Genomic DNA, 23573 nt, shown 5'->3' with positions numbered 1-23573 from the left:
CAAAAACCGCGATGATAGCCCACAAGGCTGCGATCAGTGCGACTCGGGCATGCGGATTTCACCCTTGATCAGCTGAGCGGCGGTATTGCCCTGGGCATCCTTGGCATTCAGGTCGGCGCCTTTTTGCGATAAATCGTTGAGCAGTTCGACCCGCTTGAACAACCCGGCAAACATGGCCGCGGTCTGCCCCGCACCGTTGCGCTGGTCGGGGTTGCAGTCGGTGTTCATCAGCCGCCGGGCGATTTTGAATTCGCCTTTGAAAATGGCGCCCATCAGCGCGGTGTTGCCGCGCAGGTCTTGCGCACAGGCATTGGCGCCCGCCTTGAGCAAGTGCTCGACGGCCTCGTTATGGCCGTTATAAGCCGCAAGAATCAAGGCGGTGTAGCCTTTGCTGTCCTGGGCATCGAGGTCAAAGTGCGAGTCGATGAAGGTGTCGAGCATGACCACATCGCCGCGCCGTGCGGCGTCGAAGAAGTAGCCCTTGAGTTGGGTCTGGGTGTCGGGCTGGTCGGCAAGTGCCCACCCACTCAACAGCAGCATCGTAGCTAGAGCAAAAATTCGCATGTGTACGCTACCTGTCAGAGGTCACAGATCCATGTAGGAGCGAGCTTGCTCGCGATCTTTTGATCTTTAAAAGATCGCGAGGCGAGCTCGCTACTACAACGACCGGCGAAGGTTAATCCACCAGCTTGGCCGCTAGTGCCTTGACCCGTGCCAGGTCGCCTTTGGCCACTTTGGTCACGCCGGTGCCGTACTCCGGGTCTGCCTTATAAAGGAACGACAGGATGATGTGCTTGCTGACGTCATCGGTGGTGGCCAACGAGCCGCCGAAGTTTTCAATCAGGTCCTGACGCTCTTTCTTGCTGTATGAACGGTAAAGATCGCCTGCCTGTTTGAAGTTCTGCTCACGCTGAATCTTCGCCTGCTGGGTCGTACCCGACAGCGGCATTTCGCTGTAACGCGCGGTTTGTGGTTCTTCACGCGGCTCCAGTCGGCTTGGCTGGTAGTTCACGCCCGAGGTGCTATGACCGGTGTTCATGGCGCCGTCCTGATTGCCGTTGTTGACCGTCACCCGCGGGGCGTTGATCGGCAATTGCAGGGCGTTGGCGCCCAAACGGTACATCTGCGTGTCGGCGTAGGAGAACACCCGACCTTGCAGCAAACGGTCTTCAGACGGCTCGATGCCTGGCACCAGGTTGGCCGGCGCCATGGCCACTTGCTCGGTTTCCTGGAAGACGTTGGCCGGGTTGCGGTTCAGTACCATCTGGCCGACTTTGCGCTCTGGCACGTTTGGCCAGATTTTGGTCGCGTCCAGCGGGTCAAAGTCGAATGACTTCAAGTCTTCAGGCGTGAGCACTTGCACGTACAGATCCCACTTGGGGAAGTCGCCCTGGTTGATGTGCGTGACCAGGTCGTGGGTCATGTGGCTGTAGTCACGGCCCTGCACTTGGGTGACCTCTTTAGGGTCGAGGTTGTGAATGCCTTGCAGGCTCTTCCAGTGGAACTTCACATAGTGCACTTCGCCCTTGGCATTCACCAGTTTGTAGGCGTGCACACCATTGCCGTCCATTTCGCGATAACTGGCCGGGGTGCCCGAGTCGGAGTACAGCTCGGTCAGGGTTCGCGTGGCTTCAGGCACATGAGAGAAGAAATCAAAGCGCCGCGAGTCATCGTCAAGGTTGGTGCGCGGGTCGGGCTTAAACGCGTGCACCATGTCCGGGAACTTGATCGCATCACGAATAAAGAACGTCGGGAAGTTGTTGCCCACCAGGTCCCAGTTGCCGTCTGCGGTATAGAACTTGGTGGCAAAGCCACGCGGGTCACGCAGGGTTTCCGGGGAGTGGTTGCCATGAACCACCGCCGAGAAGCGCACAAACACAGGCGTGGTTTCGCCGGCCGCAAACACCCGGGCTTTGGTCAGGTCACTGAGGTCGTTGGTCACGGTGAAGCTGCCGTGGGCGCCGGTGCCGCGGGCATGCACCACGCGCTCGGGAATACGCTCGCGGTCAAAGCGCTGCAGCTTTTGCAGCAGTTGTACGTCTTGCAGCAACACGGGGCCATTGGCGCCGGCCGTTTGTGAGTTTTGGTTATCACCGACCGCCGCGCCGTTATCGCGGGTCAAGGTAGCGGCGTGAACGGAAACCGATAGCAGGCTGATGCTCAACGCACTAAGCAGGCGTCGTTGGGTACGGGGCCCAAGGCCGAAAGGGGTGGTCATGCACGTGTCCTCTGGTTATTAGCTACGTAGTCGCTACGTTGCGCAAAGGTTAGAGGCGCGGGTGGGGTTCTCTAAATTGAAAGGCCTGAACTGCCCCATTAAGAAAAAAGGCTGGCTTGAAGACGCTAAAGGCGTTAAGCGCTGAAACGTTTAAACTTATACGTCGCCTGCGGGTCAACCCATGAGATTGCAAGTGGCCTGGCAGGCGAGATGCGCAAGGCTGATTTACACTGCATCTACCAACCTCATCTGTAACAAGGAATAACCAATGAGCGTCTTAAGTGAGTTCAAGGCCTTCGCGGTCAAAGGGAACGTGGTCGATATGGCCGTGGGCATCATCATCGGCGCTGCGTTCGGCAAAATCGTTTCATCCTTCGTCGGCGATGTGGTCATGCCGCCTTTGGGGCTGTTGATTGGCGGCGTAGACTTCTCGGACCTGGCCATTACGCTCAAAGCGGCGGTCGGTGACGCCCCGGCGGTGGTATTGGCTTATGGCAAGTTCATTCAGACCGTCATCGACTTTGTGATTGTGGCGTTTGCCATCTTTTTGGGTGTTAAGGCGATCAACCGGCTGCGCCGTCAAGAAGAAGTCGCTCCAAGCACCCCGCCGCTGCCTTCTAAAGAAGAAGTACTGCTGGGTGAGATCCGCGACCTGCTCAAAGAACAAAAGAACCGGCCATAAAGGCCTGAGCTTAAACAACGGCGCTTAGAGGCGCCGTTGTTTATTAAAGACTCTGTTTAGTTGACCTACCAATAGTTCTCTACTGCAACTTGCCCAGGACGACGCGAAAGACTTAGTTGCAGGTTGCGTGCTTTCAATAACTTGCGCGTGTCATCAATCATTTGTGGATTACCGCACAACATGACCCGCGAGTGCTCGGGTGTTAGTTCAACGCCCGCCGCACGTTCAAGCGCTCCGTTTTCGATCAGCGTTGTTATACGCCCGTTTAACGCGCCCGGCGTTTGCTCACGGGTCACTGTCGGTATATAGGTCAGTTTGTGTGCGTGTTCGACGAGATAATCACGCTTTCCCAGTTCGGCAATTAAATCCTGATACGCCAGTTCCGGTGCTTCCCGAGCGCTGTACACCAGTACGATGCGTTCAAATTTTTCCCATACTTCAAAGTCTTGCAGGATCGAGACAAACGGTGCGATACCGGTTCCCGTCGCCAGCAACCACAGATCACGGCCATCGACAAAACGGTCCAGAGTCAGGTAACCAAAGGCCTGGCGGTCAACCAGCAAGGTATCACCCACCTGTAAGCGGCTCAGCTCACTGGTGAACTCCCCCCCCGGCACCACGATTGAAAAGAACTCCAAAAACTCGTCATACGGGGAAGACACCATGGAATAGGCACGCCACACCGTACTGCCGTCGGCCTTGGTCACGCCCAGCCTTGCAAACTGCCCTGCGCGAAAGCGAAACCCTTGGTCGCGGGTGGTGCGCAAGGTAAACAGGTTGGGGGTCAGGGGTTTAACATCGAGCAGCGTCTGGCGGGTGAATTTTTCTGCGCTGGCGGTCATGGTGCGCTCCATTGGGCTGATGAGCCTAGTGTCGCGCAAACACGCGGGGAGGAACACCGACGGTTTGTGATGGCATTAAATTCATAGGCGAAACGGAGAGGAACTCGTACTCGTACAGAAATTCAGTACAAGCTTTAAATAGTAATTAGAGCCTTCAACTTTAAACACCGAATCTCAACTAAGCCTCATCCAAAAAATGGCGCCAAAAAAATAAACCCACACGACTTGTAAAAAAACGTTAGAGCATCAGTCACTTAAAATACTAGAGCAATTACTCTTAAACTAGATCGAGAAAATTCCTACATGTTCTTGAGAATTATGAACTACTATTAAATTCCACATTGGATCCACCTTCTGGGAGCCCCACGTATTATGGGCACTGCCAATCGTTTTTATACAAAACAAGAACTTACCCAAAAGGGTGAATCCACTTTACTCACTTATGCACGCAATCGAATTGAACTGTGCGGATTTGATAGTTTTTTGTTCAGAATGGTCCCACAACAAAGAAGCCTTCAAATAGATAGAAAAATACTGACTAATCATCCAACCGAATTTATAGATACTTTTGACGCGTGCTGTATCACCCATAAGAACCCAATTGAAAACCATTTCAAAAAGTCCATTGATCCACTGGTATGGGACCAGCAGTTATTCAGTGAAACACCTGAGCTAAAAGAGGTTACACGATCCTATGGCATCAACTACGGCTGGTCGCTGTCGGCTCATGACGCCAAAGGCACGCTCAGCATATTGAGCCTGACCCGACGCAACTCGCCTGTTTCAGTCCAGGAGTTCGATGAAAAAGTGGGGGATTTATTGTGGCTATGCCACCAGTTGCATACCGCGATGTACGAAAAATTCTTTTTGAACATGCGCCTAAATGACCCCGGCAATCATCTGTCTACACGCGAGTCGGAGATTCTGAAATGGACCGCCCAAGGCAAAACGGCCTCTGACATTGCCATCATCCTGAGCCTGACACCGCGAACCGTAAATTTTCACATCAGCAGCGCGATGCGAAAAATGGGCGCCACCAACAAGACGTCTGCCGTGGTGATCGCGGCCAAATGCGGTCTTCTTTGATGCACCGTCACACCTGAGCAACCTTCACCCCGACCAAAAGCGTCGGGCAATCTCCGGTAAAAAAACGTAAAATCGCCAGCACCTGAAAATGCCACGGCCTCCATGGCTGCTTGAATGCCTTTGAGCTCAATTCAAGCCGCTGTCGATGCCCCAGAGTTTGTATAGATGCCTGCGCTCGAAAGTCCTTTCGCCCAACTCCACTTGATCCGTCAGCCTGAACAACAGAATGAGCCACTTCAGGCCTTCGATGCTGCGGATGAGTATTTGCTCAACCACGTGGCCGAATTGGCGCTGCCGGCCAACAGCCGGATATTGGTGCTCAACGACAGTTTTGGGGCCTTGGCCGTCAGCCTGGTCAGTACGATGCACGTCACCAGCAGCAGTGACTCGTTCCTGGCCATTCAGGGCCTGGAAAAGAATCTGGTGCGCAACGGCCACGCATTTGATGCGGTCTCGATCATCCCCGCCAGCCAGCCACTGGTAGGCCCCTTCGACTGCGTACTGGTGCGGGTGCCAAAAACCCTGGCGTTGCTGGAAGAGCAACTGATTCGCCTGCAAGGGCAATTGGCTCCGGGCGCACAGGTGATTGCCGGTGCGATGATCAAACACTTACCGCGTGCGGCAGGGGATTTGCTGGAGCGCTATATCGGCCCGGTGCAGGCCTCGCTGGCGGTCAAAAAAGCCCGCTTGCTGGTGGCGACGGCACAGGGCCTGGGGCCGTTTACCTCGCCCTACCCTTCACGTTACGCGCTGGACAAGCCTGCTATCGAGTTGCTCAACCACGCCAACGTGTTCTGCCGTGAAGGGCTGGATATTGGCACGCGGGCGTTTTTGCCACACCTGCCGACCAACCTGGGCTCGGCCCGTGTGGCCGACTTGGGCTGCGGGAATGGCGTGCTGGCCATCGCCAGCGCCCTGAACAACCCACAGGCGCACTACACGCTGGTCGATGAGTCGTTTATGGCGGTGCAATCGGCACAGGAGAACTGGCAGGCGGCGCTGGGCGATCGTGACGTGACAGTACGTGCAGGCGACGGCCTGGCGGGGCAGGCGCCGAACTCATTGGACGTGGTGTTGTGCAATCCGCCGTTTCACCAGCAACAAGTGGTCGGCGACTTTTTGGCCTGGCGCATGTTCCAGCAAGCCCGTGAAGCGCTGGTGGTCGGTGGCGCGCTGTACATCGTGGGCAATCGCCACTTGGGGTATCACAGCAAGCTGGCCAAGTTGTTTCGAGGGGTTGAGCAAGTGGCTGCCACGCCTAAATTCGTCATCCTCAAGGCGCGCAAATAACTGTAAAAACCCGCAAAACATGTAGGAGCGAGCTTGCCTCGCGATCTTTTAAACACTCAAAAGATCGCGAGGCAAGCTCGCTCCTACCGTAGTTGTTTAGTGGCTTTTCATGCCCGCTGCGGTCATGAACAGGCGGATCAGCATGGCAAACACGGCCAGGCTGGCCACGCTGGCGGTCCAGATCAACACCAACCAGCCAATGCGTTGCCACAGCGGCTTTTTCTCACACGCTTGCACGTCGTTTAAATAATCTTTGCCAGCCATGTTCAGGCACTCCTCTGAGAAAAGGCTGCGCCCGGTGGGGCGCAGCGGCACTTGCAACTAGTGGTAACCGTCTTCGTGGGTGACTTTGCCGCGGAACACGTAGTAGCTCCAGTAGGTGTAACCCAGAATAAACGGCAAGATGAACAAGGTGCCCACCAGCATAAAGCCCTGGCTTTGCGGCGGTGCAGCGGCCTCCCAGATCGAAATCGACGGCGGGATGATGTTCGGCCACAAGCTGATGCCCAAACCGCTGTAACCCAGAAAAATCAGCAGCAGGGTCAGCAGGAACGGCGTGTAGTGGGCATTGCGCGCAATAGCCTTGAACAACCCGTACATGGTCACCAGCACCAGAATCGGCACAGGCAGGAACCAGAAGAGGTTCGGCAAGGTGAACCAGCGTGCGGCAATGTCTGTGTGCGCCAGCGGCGTCCACAGGCTGACAACGCCCATCACCACCAGCAGGGCAATTGCCAATGGCCGCCCCAGGTTGTGCATGCGCTCTTGCAGCGGGCCTTCGGTTTTCATGATCAACCAGGTGCAGCCGAGCAAGGCGTAGGCCACGATCAAGCCGAGGCCGCAGAACAGGCTGAACGGTGACAACCAGTCCAGCCCGCCACCGGCGTATTCACGGTTGACCACCGGGATCCCTTCAATAAAGGCCCCCAGCGCCACGCCCTGGAAGAAGGTGGCGATGATCGAACCCCAAATGAACGCCTTGTCCCAGATGTGACGCTTGTCGGCCGTGGCCTTGAAGCGAAACTCAAAGGCCACACCGCGGAAGATCAAGCCGACCAGCATCAGGATCAGTGGCAGGTACAGCGCCGACAGCACCACCGAGTAAGCCAGCGGGAAGGCGCCAAACAGCGCCGCACCGCCCAGTACCAGCCAGGTTTCGTTACCGTCCCAGACGGGGGCAACGGTGTTCATCATCACATCGCGGTCTTTCTCGCCTTTGATAAAAGGGAAGAGGATGCCGATCCCGAGATCGAAGCCATCCATGACCACGTACATCATGACGCCAAAGATGATGATGATTGCCCAGATAAGTGGCAGATCAATACCCATGACTCAGTTCCCCTTCTTCAGGCTGTCGCTGTAACCTTCTTCAGTGCCTTCAACGGCAGCCGACAAAGGACGGGCAGGCGTGCGTTGCTGACCTGGGCCACCTGAAGGCTGACCATCACCCTCATGGGCAATCGGGCCTTTACGCACCAGACGCATCATGTAGCCAATACCGACGCCGAACAGCGAGAAGTACACCAGCACAAACATGATCAGGGTGATGCTCATTTGCGTCACGCTGTGGTTGGACGACGCATCGGCGGTGCGCATCAACCCGTAGACCACCCACGGCTGACGGCCGACTTCGGTGGTGAACCAGCCCGCCAGGATGGCGATCAGACCCGACGGCCCCATCCATAGCACCAGCTTCAAGAACCAGCGGTTTTCATACAGCGTGCCGCGCTTGCGCAGCCACACGCTCCACAGGCCGATGACGATCATCAGCATGCCCAGCGCCACCATGATGCGGAACGTGAAGAACACGATAGTGGAGTTAGGACGGTCCGCCGCCGGGAAGTCCTTCATCGCCGGGATCTGTTTATCCAGGCTATGGGTCAGGATCAAACTGCCCAGGTACGGCACTTCGATCTTGTAGTCGGTGGTTTCGGTTTTCATGTTCGGGATGCCGAACAGGATCAACGGGGTAGGCTCACCGGGCTTGTTTTCCCAGTGCCCTTCGATCGCAGCGATTTTTACCGGCTGATATTTCAGCGTGTTCAACCCGTGGGCATCACCGATAAACGCCTGAATGGGGGCAACCACCAGGGCCATCCACATCGCCATCGAGAACATGCGGCGAATGGCCGGCGTATTACGCCCACGCAACAGGTGCCAGGCAGCCGAAGCGCCGACAAAGAAGGCGGTGGCCACAAAGGCGGCCGTGGCCATGTGCGCCAGGCGGTAAGGGAACGACGGGTTGAAGATCACCGCCAGCCAATCCACAGGGATCACCCGGCCATCAATGATTTCGAAACCCTGCGGGGTTTGCATCCAGCTGTTGGAGGCCAGGATCCAGAAGGTCGAAATCAGCGTGCCGACCGCCACCATGATGGTGGAGAAGAAGTGCATGCCGCGACCCACGCGGTTCCAGCCAAACAGCATGACGCCCAGAAAACCGGCCTCAAGGAAGAAGGCGGTGAGCACCTCATAAGTCAGCAACGGCCCTGTAACGGCCCCTGCGAAGTCCGAGAACCGCGACCAGTTGGTCCCGAACTGGTACGCCATGACCAGGCCAGACACCACGCCCATGCCAAAGTTGACTGCAAAAATCTTCGACCAAAAGTGGTACAGGTCGCGGTACGTATCGTCACGGGTTTTCAGCCACATGCCTTCGAGCACCATGAGATAACTGGCGAGACCGATGGTGATGGCGGGAAATAGAATGTGGAACGATACAGTGAACGCGAACTGAATTCGGGCGAGATCGAGAGCCTCCAAACCGAACATAAGTCTTCCTCTATCAGGTATCAGGTTGTCAGGGCACCGACAGGACGCCGGTGTCCAACAGCCCCACGAGCAATGGCCTTTGCGAATCTGCGCTCGCACTGCTGGCCACCACGCAAGGGAATCTGGCCGTCTGGCCATTCCAGTAAAACCCTTGCGGGCTTTGACCTGGATCAAACATTGCTGAAAGAGTAGTCCATTCTTGGCGTGTGGCTAATGTGGCTGGTTGTCGCGTGACAGGTTGTCCCAGGCCCTGAAATAGACAGTTGCAGGAAGTGCGTGTAATAGCCGCATGCGTTTTTTGGCATGACCGTTGGGCGGTTTTCGCAATGCATCAGCGCGAGTCATTATTTGTTACAGAAAAATGATAATCTCGACGTCCCCTGCCCTCTGCCACGACCTTTCAATGACCAGCCAGCCGCTTCTGTTACGTCATCACCGGCCTTTTGTGGCCTTTTGGTTTGCCCGCATCTTCACCGCCAGCGCCTTCCAGATGCTGACAGTGGCCATTGGCTGGAACCTCTACCAGTTGACCGGCAACGTGATGGACCTGGGCTGGGTGGGGCTGATCGAGTTCGCGCCTCGCGTGCTGTTTATGTTGCACACCGGGCATGTGGCCGACCGCTATGACCGCCGCCGGGTGGCCGCGCTGTGCCAGTCGCTGCAAGCCATGATTGCCCTGACCCTGGCGATCAGCAGCCTGAGCGGCAGCATCACCCGTGAAATGATCTTTATCCTGGCGTTTTTACTCGGTGCTGCCCGCTCATTTGAGCTGCCCACCACCCAGGCTTTGTTGCCCTCCATCGTCCCCGTGGCATTGTTCCCCCGCGCCGTGGCCGCAGCACAGGCCGCCCAGCAGTCGGCGACCATCGTGGCCCCGGCGTTTGGTGGCTTGCTCTATGCGTTCGGCAGCGTGTGGGTATATGGCCCCAGCGTGGTGCTGTACCTGATTGCCGCACTGTTAATGAGCAACCTGCCAGCCCGCCAAGTGGCGCTGAACAAAGGCAAGGCGACGATGGACTCGCTGCTGGCCGGGATTCGTTTTATTCGCAGCCGCCCGGACATCCTCGGGGCCATCTCGCTGGACCTGTTCGCCGTGTTGCTGGGCGGTGCGACTGCGCTGTTGCCGGTGTTTGCCAAAGACATTCTGCTGACCGGGCCGTGGGGCCTGGGCATGCTGCGTTCGGCCCCGGCGGTGGGCGCCTTGTTGATGTCATTGTGGCTGGCGCGCTTCCCGTTTGAGCGCAAGGTAGGGCGCACCATGTTCACCGCCGTGGGGGTATTCGGGGTCGCGACCATCGCTTTCGGGCTGTCGACCTCGTTCTGGTTCTCGATGGCGGTGCTGGTGGTACTGGGCGCGGCCGACATGATCAGCATGGTTATCCGTGCCTCGTTCGTGCAATTGGAAACCCCGGATGAAATGCGCGGCCGGGTCAGCGCGGTCAACGGCCTGTTTATTGGCGCGTCCAACCAGCTTGGCGAGTTTGAGTCCGGCGCCACCGCCCACTGGCTGGGCACCGTGCCGGCCGTGGTGCTGGGCGGCGTGGGCACGCTCTTTATCGCCGGGCTGTGGATAAAACTGTTCCCCGGCCTGGCCAAGCGTGACCGGCTGGTTGAGGATTAAAACGATGTAGTCGCTGCCGCAGGCTGCGATAAGGACCGAAGGGCCTTCGCTTCTGGAAAGCGCGACCCCTTCGGGCTCGATCGCAGCCTGCGGCAGCGACTACAGTTTTATCGTGGGCTAGCGAATATACAGCTGCGTTTGCAGGCGCTTGAACGGCGCCACCAGCGACGTGTTACTGAACTGGAACCAGCCGTCCTGGTTGTTACCCAGATCGAAGGTGTAGACGTAACCCACGGTGGTGCCCGCACCGTCGCAGGTCATCAAACCCTCGCCTTTATTGCACACCGGGGTGCGCACGCCATCGATGATCTGGCCGTCAAACGTCACCGTGGGCTGGGCGCCGTAGCCGCGTTCCAGCACATACACTTTGATGTGCGGCCCACGGTGCTGCATTTTAGTCTGCTCGCGACCATCCGACACATCCTCCACAGCCCCCGAGTTAGACGCCACCTTGAGAATTTCGACGGTGCTCAATGGCATCGCCGGTGCCGCGCTCGCCCCGGCGCTGATAAACAGGCAAAAACCGGCAATTAAAGCGTTGATGGTGTGCTTCATGGATCCCCCCGATAACTGGCACGCAGTATGCCTGTGCACTCGACGTTACAAAACATCGCGCCGTTGAGTCAGCAAAGCAGCCAGACGTCCGTGCTGCTGGTATGATGCGCGGCTTTTTCCGACAGACAGAAAAACCTCAGGCCTCAGGCGTCTGTGCTTTGCTGTTGAAAACGATTTAATCACGGCGCCGGTGGCGCCACGGGGACTGGCATGCTGGAAAGGCTGTTTCAACTCAAAGCACACAACACCACTGTGCGAACCGAGATTCTTGCGGGTATCACCACCTTCCTGGCGATGGCCTACATCCTCTTCGTGAACCCGAGCATCCTCGGCGAAACCGGGATGGACAAAGGCGCGGTGTTTGTCGCGACCTGCCTGGCAGCCGCCATCGGCTCGGCAATCATGGGCATCATCGCCAACTACCCGATCGCCCTGGCGCCGGGCATGGGCCTGAATGCCTTCTTCACTTACACCGTGGTCTTGCACATGGGCCACACCTGGCAAGTGGCGCTGGGCGCGGTGTTTATTTCAGCGGTGCTGTTCTTCCTGTTGTCGATCTTCCGTATCCGCGAATGGATCATCAACAGCATCCCGCTGCCGCTGCGCTCGGCCATTGCCGCCGGTATCGGCCTGTTCCTGGCGCTGATCGCCCTGGGTAACGCCGGTATCGTGGTTGCCAACAAGGCCACCTTGGTCGGCATGGGCGACCTGTCTCAGCCAAAAGTGATCCTGGCCTCCTTGGGCTTTGCCCTGATCGTGGCCCTGGAAGCCCTGCGCGTACGCGGTGCGGTGCTGATCGGCATTCTGGCGGTGACCGTTGCGTCCATCGCCCTGGGCGTGACCGACTTCGGTGGCGTGATGTCGATGCCGCCGTCGCTGGCCCCGACCTTCCTGCAACTGGACATTAAAGGCGCACTGGACATCGGTCTGGTCAGCGTGATTTTCGCCTTCCTGTTCGTTGACCTGTTCGACAACTCCGGCACCCTGATCGGTGTGGCCAAGCGCGCTGGCCTGATGGGCAAAGACGGCCACATGCCGAAAATGGGCCGCGCCCTGATCGCTGACAGCACCGCGGCCATGGCCGGTTCGTTGCTGGGTACCTCAACCACCACCAGCTACATCGAGTCGGCAGCGGGCGTGAGCGCCGGTGGCCGTACCGGCCTGACCGCCATCGTGGTCGGCATCATGTTCTTGCTGGCGTTGTTCTTCTCGCCACTGGCGGCCAGCGTTCCGGCGTTCGCCACCGCGCCTGCGCTGATGTTCGTGGCCGTGCTGATGATGAGCGGCCTGGCCGAAATCGACTGGGAAGACGTGACCGTCGCAGCGCCGGTGGTGATCACCGCGCTGGCCATGCCGTTTACCTACTCCATCGCCAGCGGCATCGCCTTCGGCTTTATTTCCTGGACCGTGATCAAGTTGCTGTCGGGCCGCGTTCGCGAGCTGAATGCGCCGCTGATCATTCTGTCGATTCTGTTTGTGGTCAAGCTGGGTTGGTTTAACGCATGAGTGCTTTGCCGTTTGATTCTGCTACCTATGCCCTGGAACTTGAGGCCAAGGCCCAACGACTGCGCGATTTGCTGGCGCCGTTCGACGCGCCTGAGCCGCAGGTGTTTGACTCGCCGCTGAAGCACTTTCGCCTGCGCGCCGAGTTCCGCCTGTGGCGCGAAGGTGGCGAGCGCCACTACGCGATGTTCGCCCAGGATGACAAGCGCACGCCGATCCTGATCGAAGACTTCCCGATTGCCAGCCTGCGCATCAACCAGTTGATGCCGCAGCTCAAGGCTGCGTGGCAAGCCAGCTCGGCGCTGAGCCACAAGCTGTTCCAGGTGGAGTTCCAGACCACCTTGGCCGGTGATGCCATGGTTACCTTGTGCTATCACCGCCCGCTGGACGAGCACTGGCAAAACGCTGCCGAGCAGCTGGCCAAAGACCTCGACATCAGCGTCATTGGCCGCTCCAAGGGCAAACGCGTCGTGATTGGTCGTGATTACGTAGTCGAAAAGCTCGACATTGCGGGCCGCACCTTCACTTATCAACAACCCGAAGGCGCGTTCACCCAGCCAAACGGCACGGTTAACCAGAAAATGCTCAATTGGGCATACGAAGCGTTGGGCGAGCGTTCGGACGACCTTCTCGAACTGTACTGCGGCAACGGCAACTTCACCCTGCCACTGGCGACCCGCGTACGCAACGTGCTGGCCACTGAGATCAGCAAGACCTCGGTCAACGCCGCCTTGAACAACCTCAGCGACAACGCTGTGGATAACGTCAAGCTGGTGCGTTTGTCGGCAGAAGAACTCACCGAAGCCCTGAATGAAGTCCGCCCGTTCCGCCGCTTGCAGGGCATTGACCTGAAAAGCTACGAATTCGGCAGCGTCTTCGTCGACCCGCCGCGCGCGGGCATGGACCCGGACACCTGCGAACTGACCCGCCGCTTCGACAACATCCTGTACATCTCGTGCAACCCGCTGACCCTGGCCGAAAACATCGCCCAACTGCACGACACGCACCGTATCGAGCGTTGCGCCGTGTTTGACCAATTCCCGTGGACTCACCACATGGAATCGGGCGTGTTGCTGGTTCGTCGCTAAAGCCCGAGGCGTTTCAGCGTCGAGTCCTGCCACTGACGGCGTGGGGCTGGCCTGGTCATTTCCGGGGCCAGCGCCAACGCCCCCAAGGCTTCCCAAGCCTGCTCGACAAACTGCAGAATAATTTTCAATCAAGCGTAACGCTAACCTCGCACTGTTCGATAAACGCCCACTTAATGGCGTAAACAGGTGTCGGTATTTGTCACCCAATTGACCTTATTAACCGACTGGTACAATTTAAGCCAACCGCTTGAGCAGCGCTCAGGCGACCCTATAAAAACAAAGTAGAGTTGGCTTGCTATGTCCCCTATCGTCCTGGTGCTTAACGGCCCCAATCTGAACTTGCTTGGCACCCGCGAACCCGGTGTTTACGGCCACGAAACGCTGGCAGACATTGCCGATTTGTGCGGCCAGACGGCCCGCGAAGAAGGCTTGAACGTCGAGTTTCGCCAAACCAACCACGAAGGCGAATTGCTTGACTGGATCCATGGCGCTCGCCAGCGCTGTGCCGCGATTGTGATCAACCCGGCCGCCTGGACCCACACCTCGGTGGCCATTCGCGATGCCTTGGTCGCCAGTGAACTGCCGGTGATTGAAGTGCACCTGTCCAACGTCCATACGCGCGAAGCCTTCCGGCATCACTCCTTCGTCTCGGGCATTGCCCAAGCCGTGTTGTGCGGGTTTGGCAGCAACGGTTATCGCTTGGCCTTGCAACACCTCAGCCGCCAACTAAAGGGCTAAGCGCATGTCGACTCACACACCCAAGTCAGTGCTGGCCGGGCTGATCGGCGCCGGTATCCAGGCCTCCCGCACACCGGCAATGCACGAGCGCGAAGGCGAGGCGCAAGGGCTGCGTTACGTGTACCAGTTGATCGATCTGGACGTGTTGCAACTCGATAACAACGCCCTGCCCGACCTGCTGACCGCCGCTGAGCGTATGGGCTTCAGCGGCTTGAACATTACTTACCCGTGCAAGCAGGCGATCATGCCCTGGCTGGACGAGTTGTCTGATCAAGCCCGCGGCATTGGCGCTGTGAACACGGTGATTTTCCGGGACGGCAAACGCATAGGGCACAACACCGACTGTTCGGGGTTTGCCGAAGGTTTTCGTCGCGGCTTGAGCGGCGTTGCCGTGCACCACGTGGTGCAAATGGGCGCGGGAGGCGCGGGCTCAGCGGTGGCTTACGCTCTGCTCAGCGAAGGCGTACACCGGCTGGATATTTTTGACGTCGACCAAGCCCGCGCACAGAGCCTGGCAGACAACTTGAATCAGCACTTTGCCGGTTCACGGGCCAGGGCGGGCACTGACCTTGAGGCCTCGCTGAGCAAAGCCAACGGGCTGGTCAACACCACGCCAATGGGCATGGCCAAGCTGCCGGGCATGCCCGTGCCCGCACAGTGGCTGCGCTCAGAGCTGTGGGTGGCCGAGATTGTGTACTTCCCGCTGCAAACCGAGTTACTGCGCCATGCCCGCGCGCTGGGTTGCCGCACGCTGGACGGCGGCAACATGGCAGTGTTCCAGGCGGTCAAAGCGTTTGAACTGATCAGCGGCGCCAGCGCTGACGCCTCACGCCTACTCGCGCACTTCCAGGAAATGAATGGCTAAGGCGTGGTCTCACTCACACCTGCAAATAGCGCAGCACCGAGTCGCAGATCATCTCGCGCTGACGCTGTTTAACCTGCGGGTCGGACAAGTCGATCTGAAAAATCTCACCGACTGTGTAGCGGTTGGACACGCGGTAAAAACAGAACGAACTGACCAGCAGGTGCACATCCAACGGATTTAAACCGGGGCGGAACACCTGCAGCTCAACGCCACGGCGCAGGATCTCTTCGAGGGCATGAACAATCGTGTCGTTCATGGCCTTGATGCCTTCCGAACGCTTGATGTATTCGCCCTTGTGGATATTTTCGACGCTGACCATGCGCACAAAATCGGCGTTCAGGTCGTGGTGATCAAAGGTGAATTCAACCAGCTTTTTAATCGCCTGCCGGGGTTCCATTTCATCCAGGTGCAGCAGGTTTTCGGTGCTGCGGATCTCGCCGTAGAGCTTCTCCAGCACTTCGACGTAGAGCTGCTCTTTGCTGGTGAAGTAGTAATAGATCATGCGTTTGGACGTGCGGGTACGCTCAGCGATGGCATCCACGCGTGCGCCCGCCAGCCCTTGTTCGACGAACTCGGCCAGGGCTTCCTGAAGGATGTTTTCGCGGGTCTTTTCCGGGTTGTTTTTCCGGCTCTTGCGCGGTTCGACTGCGGGCGCCGTGGCGTCGGTGTCGACTTCTGTTATCTGGGTCATTACAGGCTCACGGCCATCGGAAGATGGCCGCGATTATGGCCCGAGCGGTTCATCGAAGGAAGTCGACAAACGTATTCGCGTGGCGCCCTACAGCTTGGCCTGACGCACCGCCCCGGTGCGCGACTTGGCCATCGCCGCCAAACGCACCGCCACGTTGGCCGCGCCATAGCCGGCATAGCCGTTTTTGCGCTGCAGCAACTCAAAGAAGAAGCGCCCGGCAAACGGCTCGGTGTACACATGAAACAACTCACCGCCCTGAGCGTCGCGGTCGTACAGGACGTTGAAGTAGGCCAGTTCGCTCAAGAACTCATCGTCAAAATCAAAGCGCGCCGCCAGGTCGTCGTAGTAGTTCAACGGGATATCCAGCAGCGGTACGCCTGCGGCTTTGGCGCGGCTGACTTCAGCGAACAGGTCGTCGCACTCAAACGCAATGTGATGCACGCCGGAGCCGCGATAACTCGACAACGCATGTGAGATAGCGGTGTTTTTGTTCTCGGAAATGTTCAGCGGCAAACGAATCGTGCTGCAACGGCTACGCAATGCGCGGCTTTTGACCAACCCGTACGGGTCGGGCAACACCACTTCGTCATCCGCTTCAAAGTCCAGCAGGCTCTTGTAGAACAGCACCCAGCTGTCGAGGCTGTCGGCTGGCAGCGCCATGGCCATGTGGTCAATGCGCTTGAGCCCGCCTTGGCCGGTGTGGGCGATCGCAAGGTTGAAGTCCGATTCGTACAACGGGTTGCCCGCTTCGTCCTGATCGACCAGATAAATCAGGCTGCCATCCGGCGCACGAACCGCCGCCAGTTCCAGCTCATTGGGGCCGACCAGGCCTCGATAGGGCTGGCCTTTATAGGCCACGGCACGGGCCAGCGCGCTGGCGCTGTCTTGCACGCGAATGGCGGTGGCGCACAGCGACGGGCCGTGCGCCTCAAAAAAGTTGTGCCCAAACGAATAAGGCTCGGCATTGAGCACCAGGTTGATGTCGCCCTGACGCAGCAAGCTGACATTTTTGGAGCGGTGCTGACCGGCCTTGCTGAAGCCCAAACGCTCAAGCCAGTGGGTCAGTTGCGCGCCCTGATTGTCATCGACGGCGAACTCCAGAAACTCGATGCCCTTGTAGTCACTGGCCTTGGGCGGCGCGAACAACGGCTCAAGGCTGGCGGCTGGCGCGGCCTCCTGGACCAGACGCTCGCGGGTTTTCTCTTCGAGGTACAGCAATGAACGCAGGCCATCTGCCGCGTTGGCGCGGGTAGGCGCTGCGCGGAAGCCGTCATTAAAGATCTCCAGCGACAAGGGCCCGGTGTAGCCGCTCTGAATGATGGGCGCCAGAAAGCCCGGCAAGTCGAACTCGCCCTGCCCCGGGAAGCAACGGAAGTGACGGCTCCACTCCAGCACGTCCATCGCCAAAATGGGCGCGTCGGCCATTTGCACAAAGAAGATCTTGTCACCGGGAATCTGCGCAATGCCGCTCGGGTCGCCTTTGAGCGACAAGGTGTGGAAGCTGTCGAGCAGCACGCCAAGGCTCGGATGGTCGATCTCGCGCACCAGGTCCCAGACCTGTTGCCAGGTGTTGACGTGCCGCCCCCAGGCCAGGGCTTCGTAGCCGATACGCAGGTTCCGCGCCCCGGCGCGCTCGGCGAGCAGGCTCAAGTCATCCAGCAGGATTTGCCGGTCACCCACCGAGTCGGCGGCGGCATTGCTGCACACCAGCACCAAGTCGGTACCCAGCTCCTGCATCAAGTCGAATTTGCGCTCGGCGCGGTCGAGGTTGCGCGCCAGACGGTCGCGGCGGCAACCTTCAAAGTCACGGAACGGTTGGAACAGGCTGATTTCCAGGCCGAGGTCTGCGCAGATCTGGCGCACTTCGCGGGGGCTGCCGTCGTAGTACAGCAGGTCATTTTCAAAGATCTCAACCCCGTCAAAACCCGCAGCAGCAATGGCGTCGAGCTTTTCCGGCAAAGTGCCGCTCAAGGAAACAGTGGCGATTGAACGCTTCATTTAACACTCCCATGATTGCCCTCGCCTGCAACCGACGGCATTTCTAATAGCCTGATTATTAAGGGCACCCTATCATTGAGCAACCAGTCTGTACCAACCGGTTAGTTTTGCGTGCGATTATCGAACACTATGCCCTTTGTTGAATTGACGATTTTTTGTCCACTCGCCACCATCCAACCCGTACCTTTTGCAACAAATGCTGCACAACACCACATAAGAATTCCAAAAAACGGGTAACCGCTCATGCTTGCTCTTACTAATATGACGCCCTGCTTTGTTCTGCCGCCTGCGTGGTGCCCGACCTTTCAACGGACGGGTAAATAGCCATGACCCCTTCTCAATCGACACACGTCAACTCTGCCCAAAGCACCCCGCACGCCGGTATTGGCGACAAGATTCGCGGCGCCATGGCCATTGGTAAAACCCGCTGGGGCATGCTTGCTCTGGTGTTTTTCGCGACCACGCTGAACTACATCGACCGCGCCGCACTGGGCGTGATGCAACCGATTCTAGCTAAAGAAATGAGCTGGACGGCGATGGACTACGCCAACATCAACTTCTGGTTTCAGGTGGGCTACGCCATTGGCTTCGTCCTGCAAGGTCGCCTGATCGACCGGATCGGGGTCAAACGCGTGTTCTTCTGCGCCGTGTTGCTGTGGAGCCTGGCGACCGGCGCCCACGGCCTGGCCACCTCGGCCGTCGGCTTTATGATGTGCCGCTTTATTCTCGGCCTGACCGAAGCCGCCAACTACCCGGCCTGCGTGAAAACCACGCGCCTGTGGTTCCCCGCCGGTGAGCGCGCAGTGGCCAGCGGTATCTTCAACGCCGGGACCAACGTCGGCGCCATGTTCACCCCGATGCTGTTGCCTCTGGTGCTGCATGTGTGGGGCTGGCAAGCCGCGTTTCTGTGCATGGCGGCGTTGGGCGGTATCTGGCTGATCTTCTGGGGGCTGAAGTACTACAACCCTGAAGAGCACCCAACGGTGAGCAAACAGGAACTGGAGTACATCCAGAGCGAAAAAGAACCGGAGCAACAGAAAGTCAGTTTCGGCACGATCCTGAAAATGCGCGGGACTTGGGCCTTTGCGTTGTCTTACTCGCTGACCGCACCGGTGTTCTGGTTCTACCTGTACTGGCTGCCACCGTTCTTGAACCAACAATACAACCTGGGTATCAACGTGACGCAGATGGGCATCCCGTTGATCATCATCTACGTCACGGCCGATTTCGGCAGCGTCGGTGGCGGGATTTTGTCTTCGATGCTGATCAGTCGCGGCATGGCGGCGGTCAAGGCACGGCTGGTGTCGATGTTCCTGTGTGCGATATGCATCATCGGCGTGGTCATGGCGGCTGGCTCCAGCCAACTGTGGGTTGCCGTGGGCGCCATCGCACTGGCCCTGGGCGCGCACCAGGCCTGGACCGCCAACGTGTGGAGCATGGTGATGGACTACACGCCTAAACACATGATGGGCACGGTGTTCGGCTTTGGCGGCATGTGCGCGGCCATCGGCGGCATGTTCATGACGCAAATCGTGGGTTATGTACTGACCGTCACCAACAACAATTACACCGTGTTGTTCACCATGATTCCGGCGATGTACTTCATTGCGTTGACGTGGATGTACTTCATGGCCCCGCGAAAAATCCCGCAGGTTTGAGTTCGATCAGCCCCTCTTCTTAGGAAGAGGGGCTGTAGTCGCTGCCGAGGAACGAGGCTGCGATGCGGGCCGCAGGACCGCCAATTATCACAATCTTAAACCGCCCTTTTCTTGCGCTGTTGCCAAGCCGCCGCCAACCCGCTGATGCAGACAATCGCGATGCCGATCCGTGAGGTCAGGTCCGGCGTGTGGTTGAACAGCAGCCAGCCCAGCAACCCTGAAAACACAATCTGGCAGTAACTGAAAGGCGCCAGCAATGCCGGGGCGGCGAGGCGGAACGACTGCGTCAGGAGCAAGTGCGCAGTCATGCCCAACGAACCAAGTGCGAGCATTTCGAGGCCATGCACCAGGGTCGGCGTCTGCCAAAAGAACGGCACCAGCGCACTCAGCACCAGTGCGTTAAACAAGCCGGCAAAAAAGTTACTGGTGGTCGGTGTGTCGTACAGGCTGAGTTTGCGCGTGAGGATCTGGTAGCAACTGAAACACAGCGCTGCCGACATCGGCAGTAGCACCGCCGGGGTGAACAAGTCGCCCCCCGGATGGATGATCACCACCACGCCGATAAACCCGCAGCTCACTGCAATCCATTGCCCCCGGGTGACTTTTTCGCCCAGCAACGGCCCGGACAGGGCCGCCACCAATAACGGTGCCAAAAAGTTAACCGCGGTGTTTTCCGCCAACGGGATGTACAGCAGCCCGAAGGTGAAGAACAGCCCGGAGCCCAGCAAGCAGATCGCCCGGTACACCTGCAGCAACGGGCGCTTGCTGCGCAGCACCCGTAGCCCCGACTGCGGCAAGAAGTAACTGGCCATCAGCAAGGTGTGCACCATATAGCGCGCCCACACCACCATCACTACGGGATACAAACCGCTCAAGTACTTGGAGAGCGCGTCGTGACTGGAGAACAACGCCGTCGCGATCACGATCAGCAGAATGCCCTTGAGTGGCTGGTTAACGCCTGAGAGTGGCGTAGGCAATGTCATCGAACACCTCAATGTGGAGCAATGGACTCACAGCACTCAGCCACCCGCATCCGGGCGCTACGCACTACAGCTGTTGCAAAAGCACCCGGGTTTTATCAATCGCCCATTGCGCCCGTTGTTCGGCGCTGACGCCTTGTGCCTGAAGTTCTACGCAGGGGATTTCAAGGCTCAGCGGTATGTCTTTGGGCAGCAATCTCAGCAAGCCGAGCAAATCGCAGTCACCGTCACCGGGAAAACGCCGCTCATTACGCGCTTGGCGCAAAATTTCCTGCATGTCATCGGGCGTTGGACCCGCCACGTCGCACAACTGCATATAGCGCATGCGCGACGGCTCTACCCGGCTCAGGTCTTCAAGGCTTGAGCCAGAGCGGTTGAAATGGAAGGCATCGACCAATACGCAGCCATTGACGCGGCCCGCCTGCTCAACCACCCGCACCGCCTGCTGCAAGTTCTTGGCATCGGTCCACGGCATGAACTCAAGATGAGGATAGATCCCGTAAGGGCGACTCAAGTCACACAATTGCGCAAAGTTATCGGACATGCGTTGTTCATCGGGGTCATTGCCGGCCACCAGCAACTCGGTGGCGCCGAATTCAGCGCCCACAGACAGGATCTTGTCGAAATCTGACACGCAGGTCTGCGGCTTCAAGCGAAGAATCTCGATATCGAGCACTTTGATACCGGTGTCGTGCAGGCGCTTGAGGGTTTGCCTGCGTAAAGCCGGGTCATTGACCAGCGGGAAGTGATACTCCTCTGGCGTGGCAGGTTCGAGGCGCAGACCGACATGGCTGTAGCCAGTGCGGGCGGCAATGTCGATCATGTCGACCGGCGAGACTTCCAGCACGGTCAGGGCAGCAAGGGACAAAGGACGAGAATTCATAGTGGGCTCTTTCAGGCGTCGATAGGGGCTGGGGCGCAGGCCCGGCCAGTGGCAGCGGCTTCACGAATGGCTTCAATCAGCGCCAGGGTGCGGGCGGCATCCGCCGCACTCACCAACGGCGCAACCTCGCGTCGAATCACCCGAACAAAATGTTCCAGTTGCAAACGCAGGGCTTCATCGGGCTTGAAGGCTTCTTGCTCGACCAGCAACGGCTGGTGCCAGCCCGCGCCGTCCTCGGCGTAATGCCAGCGTTTGAGCTGCGGGATGCTTAACGCCCCACCGGTGCCTGCCAGCAAATAGCAGGGTTGATCGCTCTGGCGCGGATACACCGGGTTTTCCCCCGAGTCCAGTTCCCAGCTCCAGGGCGCGGCCACGGCATCAGAGCCGGTTAACGTGCCGAGGGCACCGTTATCAAATTGCAGCAAGACCGCCGCACAGTCCTCATTGCCATAGCCGCGCACGGCATTGCTGGTGATGGCCTGCACCTGACGGACTTCGCCGCACAAGTGGCGCAGCAGATCCAGGTCGTGGATCAGGTTGGTCAATAACATCCCCGCCCCGGCCTCACGCCGCCACGGAATGTCGAAATAGCTCTCGGGCTTTTGCAGTTGCCACAACGCGGTCACCGTACTCAGACGCCCCAGCGCCCCGCTGTGCACCAACTCATGCGCCCGCACAATCAACGGGTTGTGGCGCCGATGATGGCCCACCAACACCGGCACGCCGCTGTCCCGCGACGCCGCCACCAGCGTACGCACTTCTGCCAGATCCACGCCTACGGGTTTCTCCAGCAGCACCGGCACACCCGCTGCCAGGCAGGTCAGCGCCGTGCTCACGTGCAAGGTGTTGGGGTTTGCGATGATCACGCCATCGGGCTTTGCGGCCGCCAACATCTGCGCCGTGTCAGCAAACCATTCGACCCCGCATTGCGCCGCAAACCCGGCCGACTGCGGCGCAGGGTCTGCGACCGCGCAGAGCACAGCGCTGTCGAGGCCTTTTAGATGATGAAGGTGCTGGCGGCCCATGATGCCGGCGCCCACCAAAGCGATACGCAGTGGAGCGTTCAAAATGCTGATCCTCTTGTAAGAATTATGGAATCACAGAATTCCGATTAATTTAGAATCTGGTTCCACTTTCTTGCAAGATAAATTAACCACTCCGTTCAATTTAGCCGTCAGGCGTCGAACAGTTCAGATGCCTGACAGGCCACTGACAACTCCTCGGTGAACTGCAGCAGCAATGGCGCCAGCTCGTGCAAGCGGGCCTGAGGCAGGCGTGCGCTGGGGCCTGCCACACTCAACACGCCGACCACATGCTTGCCCAGCGGGCTGCGCACCACAGCAGCAATGGCGCTGGTGCCAATCGCCGAGCTTTCTTCTACACAGGCATAGCCCTGCTCGCGGGCGATACGCAGACGCTCGAGCAACTCCACATTAGAGTGCGGCGCATTCGGCCCCACACCTTCGGGGGGCGTAATGCCCTGGCGTTCAACCTGTGCCAAAGCCATGGCATCGCTCATGCTGGCCAGCCAAGCATGCCCGGACGCGGTGTAATACAGCGGCGCATCGCGGCCCATGTCCGGGTCATAGCGCAAGCCAGAACGGGCGCCCTGGGACTTGGCGATCCAGGTCAGGCGCTCACCGTCCACCACACCTAAACGCACCAGTTCGCCGGTTTCCTGGGCGAGCCGATCAAGGATCGGCTGCACAATGTCGGCCCCGCTGCTGGCCAGGTATTGAAAGCCCATGGCGACCAACTTGGTCGACAGATGGTAACGGCTGTTCTCGCTGTTTTGCCGCACATAGCCCAACCGCACCAACTCGGTGAGCAAGCGGTGGGTCGCACTTTTAGGGATGCCCAATTGCTCGGCGAGCGTCTGCATCGGCACGCCGCGAGGCTCCTGCGTGAGACTCTCAAGCACACTGAACACCCGTTCGATCTGACTGCCAGCCATACAAAGCCCTCGCAAATGAAAGGATTCTAAAAGGTAAACCCGCAAACGCAAAAGCTGGAACTGAACAAACACACTCGGGGTTGTTGTTTTTAGAGCAAATCTTTATATTTTGGAACTCAATTCCAAAAATGATTCAATCCGGAGCCCCA

Annotated in this window: 22 protein-coding genes; 9 read left to right on the top strand and 13 right to left on the bottom strand. The window is 58.5% G+C overall.

The genetic code is table 11. The features are described 5' to 3' along the window. Nucleotides 1–33: 33 nt before the first annotated feature. Together ACJJU9_RS03480 and katB are read right to left on the bottom strand one after the other, a co-directional pair. Nucleotides 34–564, bottom strand: a complete 531-nt coding sequence (locus ACJJU9_RS03480) for an ankyrin repeat domain-containing protein (protein WP_407730067.1) — start codon at nt 562–564, stop codon at nt 34–36. 112 nt (nt 565–676) lie between these two features. Next, nucleotides 677–2218 carry a catalase KatB gene (gene katB / locus ACJJU9_RS03475; protein ID WP_123752081.1) on the bottom strand — a complete coding sequence of 514 codons (1542 nt, stop codon included), beginning with the start codon at nt 2216–2218 and terminating at the stop codon, nt 677–679. Nucleotides 2219–2486: 268 nt separating this feature from the next. On the opposite strand from katB, the gene mscL reads away from it, so the two are divergent. Further along, nucleotides 2487–2900, top strand: a complete 414-nt coding sequence (mscL, locus tag ACJJU9_RS03470) for a large-conductance mechanosensitive channel protein MscL (RefSeq protein WP_407730066.1) — start codon at nt 2487–2489, stop codon at nt 2898–2900. Between the two features lie 65 nt (nt 2901–2965). Here mscL and ACJJU9_RS03465 read toward each other — a convergent pair whose 3' ends face one another. Further along, nucleotides 2966–3742 carry a ferredoxin--NADP reductase gene (locus ACJJU9_RS03465; protein ID WP_407730065.1) on the bottom strand — a complete coding sequence of 259 codons (777 nt, stop codon included), beginning with the start codon at nt 3740–3742 and terminating at the stop codon, nt 2966–2968. A gap of 372 nt (nt 3743–4114) precedes the next feature. Here ACJJU9_RS03465 and ACJJU9_RS03460 point away from each other — a divergent pair, with 372 nt between their 5' ends. Beyond that, on the top strand, nt 4115–4828 hold the full coding sequence (locus ACJJU9_RS03460) for a LuxR C-terminal-related transcriptional regulator (protein WP_407730064.1): 714 nt from the start codon (nt 4115–4117) through the stop codon (nt 4826–4828). Between the two features lie 165 nt (nt 4829–4993). Next, nucleotides 4994–6118, top strand: coding sequence for a methyltransferase (locus tag ACJJU9_RS03455; RefSeq protein WP_353232800.1), 1125 nt, complete (start codon nt 4994–4996; stop codon nt 6116–6118). A 96-nt stretch (nt 6119–6214) separates the two neighbouring features. Here the strand turns inward: ACJJU9_RS03455 and ACJJU9_RS03450 are convergent, their stop codons facing one another. The 3 genes from ACJJU9_RS03450 to ACJJU9_RS03440 are packed head-to-tail and all read right to left on the bottom strand — an operon-like array spanning nt 6215 to nt 8890. Further along, the gene (locus ACJJU9_RS03450) at nt 6215–6382 is read right to left on the bottom strand and encodes a DUF2474 domain-containing protein (RefSeq protein ID WP_048367442.1); all 168 of its coding nucleotides are present in this window, start codon (nt 6380–6382) and stop codon (nt 6215–6217) included. Nucleotides 6383–6439: 57 nt separating this feature from the next. Then, nucleotides 6440–7447 carry a cytochrome d ubiquinol oxidase subunit II gene (gene cydB, locus ACJJU9_RS03445; protein ID WP_048389485.1) on the bottom strand — a complete coding sequence of 336 codons (1008 nt, stop codon included), beginning with the start codon at nt 7445–7447 and terminating at the stop codon, nt 6440–6442. Nucleotides 7448–7450: 3 nt separating this feature from the next. Then, complete coding sequence (locus tag ACJJU9_RS03440) at nt 7451–8890, bottom strand: cytochrome ubiquinol oxidase subunit I (RefSeq protein WP_048389484.1); 1440 nt, start codon at nt 8888–8890, stop codon at nt 7451–7453. Between the two features lie 403 nt (nt 8891–9293). Between ACJJU9_RS03440 and ACJJU9_RS03435 the strand changes: the two genes are divergently transcribed. Further along, nucleotides 9294–10511, top strand: coding sequence for an MFS transporter (locus ACJJU9_RS03435; RefSeq protein WP_048367447.1), 1218 nt, complete (start codon nt 9294–9296; stop codon nt 10509–10511). Nucleotides 10512–10628: 117 nt separating this feature from the next. On the opposite strand, the gene ACJJU9_RS03430 is transcribed toward ACJJU9_RS03435, so the two are convergent. Continuing rightward, on the bottom strand, nt 10629–11066 hold the full coding sequence (locus ACJJU9_RS03430) for a DUF4879 domain-containing protein (protein WP_407730063.1): 438 nt from the start codon (nt 11064–11066) through the stop codon (nt 10629–10631). A 210-nt stretch (nt 11067–11276) separates the two neighbouring features. Here ACJJU9_RS03430 and ACJJU9_RS03425 point away from each other — a divergent pair, with 210 nt between their 5' ends. From ACJJU9_RS03425 to ACJJU9_RS03410, 4 genes are all read left to right on the top strand, one after another. Beyond that, on the top strand, nt 11277–12572 hold the full coding sequence (locus ACJJU9_RS03425) for an NCS2 family permease (protein WP_048389482.1): 1296 nt from the start codon (nt 11277–11279) through the stop codon (nt 12570–12572). Then, nucleotides 12569–13657 (top strand): tRNA (uridine(54)-C5)-methyltransferase TrmA, encoded by a 1089-nt coding sequence (gene trmA, locus ACJJU9_RS03420; protein WP_048367450.1) that lies wholly within the window; start codon nt 12569–12571, stop codon nt 13655–13657. Before ACJJU9_RS03425 ends, trmA begins: the two co-directional genes overlap by 4 nt. Nucleotides 13658–13954: 297 nt before the next feature. Continuing rightward, entirely contained in the window at nt 13955–14395 is a 441-nt protein-coding gene (aroQ, locus tag ACJJU9_RS03415; RefSeq protein ID WP_048390627.1) for a type II 3-dehydroquinate dehydratase, read from the top strand. Between the two features lie 4 nt (nt 14396–14399). Then, on the top strand, nt 14400–15260 hold the full coding sequence (locus ACJJU9_RS03410; RefSeq protein ID WP_407730062.1) for a shikimate dehydrogenase: 861 nt from the start codon (nt 14400–14402) through the stop codon (nt 15258–15260). A gap of 13 nt (nt 15261–15273) precedes the next feature. On the opposite strand, the gene ACJJU9_RS03405 is transcribed toward ACJJU9_RS03410, so the two are convergent. Together ACJJU9_RS03405 and quiC are read right to left on the bottom strand one after the other, a co-directional pair. Then, entirely contained in the window at nt 15274–15951 is a 678-nt protein-coding gene (locus ACJJU9_RS03405) for a TetR/AcrR family transcriptional regulator (RefSeq protein ID WP_048390623.1), read from the bottom strand. A gap of 87 nt (nt 15952–16038) precedes the next feature. Beyond that, nucleotides 16039–17949, bottom strand: a complete 1911-nt coding sequence (quiC, locus tag ACJJU9_RS03400) for a 3-dehydroshikimate dehydratase QuiC (protein WP_407730061.1) — start codon at nt 17947–17949, stop codon at nt 16039–16041. Nucleotides 17950–18275: 326 nt separating this feature from the next. Between quiC and ACJJU9_RS03395 the strand changes: the two genes are divergently transcribed. Continuing rightward, nucleotides 18276–19607 (top strand): MFS transporter, encoded by a 1332-nt coding sequence (locus ACJJU9_RS03395; protein WP_407730060.1) that lies wholly within the window; start codon nt 18276–18278, stop codon nt 19605–19607. Between the two features lie 95 nt (nt 19608–19702). On the opposite strand, the gene ACJJU9_RS03390 is transcribed toward ACJJU9_RS03395, so the two are convergent. From ACJJU9_RS03390 to ACJJU9_RS03375, 4 genes are all read right to left on the bottom strand, one after another. After that, a complete protein-coding gene (locus ACJJU9_RS03390; RefSeq protein WP_048367469.1) occupies nt 19703–20590 on the bottom strand; it encodes a DMT family transporter in 888 nt (295 codons plus the stop codon). A gap of 64 nt (nt 20591–20654) precedes the next feature. After that, a complete protein-coding gene (locus ACJJU9_RS03385) occupies nt 20655–21470 on the bottom strand; it encodes a sugar phosphate isomerase/epimerase family protein (protein ID WP_407730059.1) in 816 nt (271 codons plus the stop codon). A gap of 11 nt (nt 21471–21481) precedes the next feature. Beyond that, the gene (locus tag ACJJU9_RS03380; protein ID WP_407730058.1) at nt 21482–22537 is read right to left on the bottom strand and encodes a Gfo/Idh/MocA family protein; all 1056 of its coding nucleotides are present in this window, start codon (nt 22535–22537) and stop codon (nt 21482–21484) included. A gap of 107 nt (nt 22538–22644) precedes the next feature. Further along, nucleotides 22645–23424 carry an IclR family transcriptional regulator gene (locus ACJJU9_RS03375; protein ID WP_048367474.1) on the bottom strand — a complete coding sequence of 260 codons (780 nt, stop codon included), beginning with the start codon at nt 23422–23424 and terminating at the stop codon, nt 22645–22647. Between the last annotated feature and the right edge of the window lie 149 nt (nt 23425–23573).

The sequence above is a fragment of the Pseudomonas helleri genome (assembly GCF_045830615.1).
In the GTDB taxonomy this organism is placed as follows: domain Bacteria; phylum Pseudomonadota; class Gammaproteobacteria; order Pseudomonadales; family Pseudomonadaceae; genus Aquipseudomonas; species Aquipseudomonas helleri.
The sequence above is the reverse complement of the archived record's forward strand: the minus strand, read 5'-3'. Positions and strand labels throughout refer to the sequence as shown.